We start from the raw sequence: 3,665 nt of genomic DNA, 5'->3' as shown, positions 1-3,665 counted from the left end.
CCCCCATCCGGCGGAAGGGTTCAGCATGCGCGTCATCGTCATCGGCGGCCACGGCCGCACCGGCCTGCTGATCGTCGAAAAGCTAATCGCCGCCGGCGACAGTGTCGTCGCCACCATCCGCAACCCTAGGCACATGGCGGACCTGGTGAAGCGCGGCGCCGAGACCATCGTGCTCGATCTCGAAACCTCCCCGCTCTTCGAGTTCACCACCGCCATGAAAGGCGCCGACGCCGTGGTGTTCGCCGCCGGTTCCGGCGCGGGCCAGACCAGCGAGCTCGACCGCATCGGCGTCCGCCGCACCCTCCACGCGGCGCAGAACGCCGGCGTCAGGCGCTACGTCGCCATCTCCTCGATCGGCGCCAGCACCGGGCTGTCGACCCGCAAGATGAGCGACGAGATGAAGGACTATTATAAGCAGAAGCGGGCCGCCGCGAAGTTCATCCACGCTTCCGGCCTCGACTGGACCATCCTCGAGCCCGGTGAGCTCACCGATGCCCCCGGCACCGGGAAGGTCAGCCTCAGCGAAGCCGCGATCGAGGGGGGCTCGATCCCGCGCGAGGACGTCGCCGCTACCATCGTCGCCGTGCTCGCTGAGCCAAGATCCGCCGGCCACACCTTCCAGCTCGTCTCCGGTGACACCCCGATCGCCGCCGCCCTCAAGGCCGCGCTGCGCTAGCCGATGGCCCAGCAGGAGATCGGCCCCCGCCTGGGCTCCGGCAAGATGGCCGAAGCTTTCGCCTATGGCGATGCGGTCCTGAAACTCTATCGCGCGCCTGGCGCCCGGGCCCAGGCATTCGGCGAGGCCGCCATCCTCGCCATCGTCGCCGAACACGGTCTCCCCACCCCTCAGGTGCTCGAAGCCGGCCGTTTCGCCGGACGCTGGGGCGTCGTCATGACCCGCGCCGAGGGCAAGCCCCTCGCCGAATCCGAGCCCTCGATCGTCCCCGCGGCGCTCGAGGAAATGGTGCGCCTCCACCTCGCCATCCACGCCCGCCCCGAGCCCCGCCTGCGCCCGCTGAAATCCCGCCTCGCCGACCGCATCGCCCACGGCGCGCAACTCGACGACCCAGTGCGGAAAGTCCTCCTCGCCCACCTCGCCACCCTTCCCGACGGCAACCGCCTCTGTCACGGCGACTTTCACCCCTTCAATATCATCGGCCCGCCCGGCGCCACGACGGTCGTCGATTGGCCCGACGCCACCTCCGGCCCCCCGGCCGCCGACGCCTGCCGCAGCTATCTCCTGATGCACGGCCCCCGCCTCGACCTCGCCGACGCCTATCTCGCACGCTACGCCGCCCGCAGCGGCCTCGCCCCCACCGAAATCCTCGCCTGGCTCCCCACCCTCGCCGCCGCCCGCCTCACCGAAGACGTGCCCGAGGAGGTGCCGAGGCTGCTGGACCTGGCCCGCGGCGTTTCGCCCGCCGTGGCGTGATAGCGACACCTGAGCGTGTGGCCACCCCCACCCTCAATCCCTCCCCACAAGGGGGGAGGGAGGCGCAAGAACTGCTGGGCTAAGCTTTGGCGCGAGGTTTCTCAGTCATCTCCCTCCCCCTTGTGGGGAGGGATCAAAGGTGGGGGGGCGGCCAGACGCTCCGGCGGTGCCCTCGCCCATTGACAAGACTCGCCATCCGTTCACTCTATGTTCCCCAGCACTCGGGAGCCATCGATGGACTCCGCCACCATCCTCCACGCCGATCTCGATGCCTTCTACGCCTCGGTCGAGCAGCTGCTTGATCCCAGCCTGCGCGGCAAGCCGATCGCTGTCGGCGGCGGCGTGGTGCTGGCCGCCTCCTATGAGGCCAAGGCCTTCGGCGTGCATGGCGGCATGTCCGGCTGGGCGGCGAAGGAACTCTGCCCCGAGCTCATCTTCGTCGGGGGCCATTTCGACCAGTATCAGCGGCTCGGCGACGCGGCCATCGCCGTGCTCGGCGACTACACCCCGCTGGTCGAGCGCATCTCCATCGACGAGGCTTTCGCCGACGTCGCCGGCTGCGAGCACCTGTTCGGCCCGCCCGCCCGCATCGGCGAAACCATCCGCGCCCGCGTCCGCGCCGAACTGGGGCTGCCGATCTCGGTCGGCGTAGCGCGCACCAAGCATCTCGCCAAGATCGCCTCGCAGGTCGCCAAGCCCGACGGCCTCGTCGTCGTCGATCCGGCGCGCGAGCTCGAGTTCCTCCACCACCTGCCGGTCGGCCTGATGTGGGGCGTCGGCCCGGTCACCGAGGGCAAGCTCGAGGACGAGGGCATCCTCACCATCGGCCAGCTCGCCGAAAAAAGCCCCGCCTGGGTGCAGTCGCTGCTCGGCCGCGCCACCGGCGAAAAGCTCAGCGCGCTGGCCTGGAACCGCGATCCGCGCCCCATCGTCACCAACCAGCGCGCCCGCTCCGCCGGCGCCCAGTCGGCGCTTGGCCGAAAACCCTTTGTCGAGCGCATCTACCGCCCCGCCCTCTGCCACCTCGCCGATCGCATCGCCTCCCGGCTGCGGGCAAAATCCTGGCACGGCCACACCATCACCGTCCGCGTCCGCTTCCGCGACATGCGCGCCGTCACCCGCTCGCTCACCATCGACTCCCCCACCGCCGCCACCACCAGCCTCGCCGAGATCGCCGAGGACCTGGTGCGCGTCGTCGCCGCTGACCACCCCGACGAGCGCACCATCACGCTCCTCGCCATCTCCGTCGCCCGCCTCGAGCGCGACCCGCTAGTGCAGCTGGAACTGCCGCTCGGCCTCGCCGACGAACCACGCCGCTCCGGCAGCCGGCAGGGCCGCGCCCGCCTCGTCGCCGACCACGCCATGGATCGCGTCCGCGACCGCTTCGGCCGCGAGGCCATTGGCTACGGCTCGGTGGCGCTCGAAGCCTCCCGCTCCGTCCCCGACGCCTTCCGCCAGCTCGCCGAGAAGTCGCTGTGAGCGCGCTAGGACCGGTTGAGCCGGTCGATTACCCGGTCGCCCAGTTTGGCGCAGCGTGCGCCGTCGAACGGATAGAGATCGGTGAACGAGCCGCGCATCTGTTCCTCGAGCACGGCCCGCAGCATGCGACGCGCGCGGTGGAGCCGTGTTTTCACCGTTTCGGGCTTCAGCGCCAGTTGTGCCGCCGTCTCCTCGGTGGTGAGCCCCTCGACATCGCGCAACACGAACACCGTGCGAAATCCCTCCGGCAGTCCATCGATGGCAGTCTCGAGCACGTGGCGCATCTCGCTTCGCGCGACCTCCTTGTCGGCGGCGAGCGGGACGAGCGACAGCGGGAACAGCGACACCAGCCCGGCATCGGCGCTCACTGCCGCGTCCAGTGCCTCGAGACCGCTGCGCTTTCGCCGCCGTCTCAGCCGCGATACTGCCTCGTTGAGCGCGATCCGCGTCACCCAGGTCGAAAAGCTCGCCTCGCCGCGAAACCCCGCGAGTGCGGTGAACGCCTTCACATAGGTCTCCTGCACCACATCCTCGGCCTCGCCGTCATTGCGCAGCACGCTGCGCGCCGCCCGGAACAGCCGCTGGTTGTTGCGCTCGATCAGCGTGCGGATGGCATTCTCGCCACCCGCCCGCGCCAGCGCCACCAGATCGGCCTGCTCGTTGGCGAGGATGGTCTCGGCCTGATACGGATCGACGATCAGACCCACCGCCATGGTGGCGATGTCCGCGCCCTGGCGCACCGCGTCTGAAAATT

At 70.0% G+C, this 3,665-nt stretch carries 4 protein-coding genes; 3 read left to right on the top strand and 1 reads right to left on the bottom strand.

All coding sequences use genetic code 11. The features are described 5' to 3' along the window. From JWQ89_RS02210 to dinB, 3 genes are all read left to right on the top strand, one after another. Positions 1 to 676: NAD(P)-binding oxidoreductase (locus JWQ89_RS02210; RefSeq protein WP_299638023.1), on the top strand; the 676-nt coding region annotated here is incomplete at its 5' end. Between the two features lie 3 nt (positions 677 to 679). Next, positions 680 to 1,432: an aminoglycoside phosphotransferase family protein gene (locus tag JWQ89_RS02205; protein WP_299638021.1), complete on the top strand. Its 753-nt coding sequence runs from the start codon at positions 680 to 682 to the stop codon at positions 1,430 to 1,432. A 234-nt stretch (positions 1,433 to 1,666) separates the two neighbouring features. Next, positions 1,667 to 2,911: a DNA polymerase IV gene (gene dinB / locus JWQ89_RS02200; protein ID WP_299638019.1), complete on the top strand. Its 1,245-nt coding sequence runs from the start codon at positions 1,667 to 1,669 to the stop codon at positions 2,909 to 2,911. A 5-nt stretch (positions 2,912 to 2,916) separates the two neighbouring features. Here the strand turns inward: dinB and JWQ89_RS02195 are convergent, their stop codons facing one another. Further along, positions 2,917 to 3,624: an RNA polymerase sigma factor gene (locus JWQ89_RS02195; RefSeq protein ID WP_299638025.1), complete on the bottom strand. Its 708-nt coding sequence runs from the start codon at positions 3,622 to 3,624 to the stop codon at positions 2,917 to 2,919. Between the last annotated feature and the right edge of the window lie 41 nt (positions 3,625 to 3,665).

The sequence above is a fragment of the Devosia sp. genome, from assembly GCF_028290645.1.
In the GTDB taxonomy this organism is placed as follows: Bacteria; Pseudomonadota; Alphaproteobacteria; order Rhizobiales; family Devosiaceae; genus Devosia_A.
This window is presented reverse-complemented; position numbering and strand designations above follow the sequence as displayed.

Coding starts and splice junctions, on each gene's coding strand:
- JWQ89_RS02195 (WP_299638025.1), bottom strand. CDS start 3,624: ATGGCGGTGGGTCTGATCGTCGATCCGTATCAGGCCGAGACCATCCTC.
- dinB (WP_299638019.1), top strand. CDS start 1,667: ATGGACTCCGCCACCATCCTCCACGCCGATCTCGATGCCTTCTACGCC.
- JWQ89_RS02205 (WP_299638021.1), top strand. CDS start 680: ATGGCCCAGCAGGAGATCGGCCCCCGCCTGGGCTCCGGCAAGATGGCC.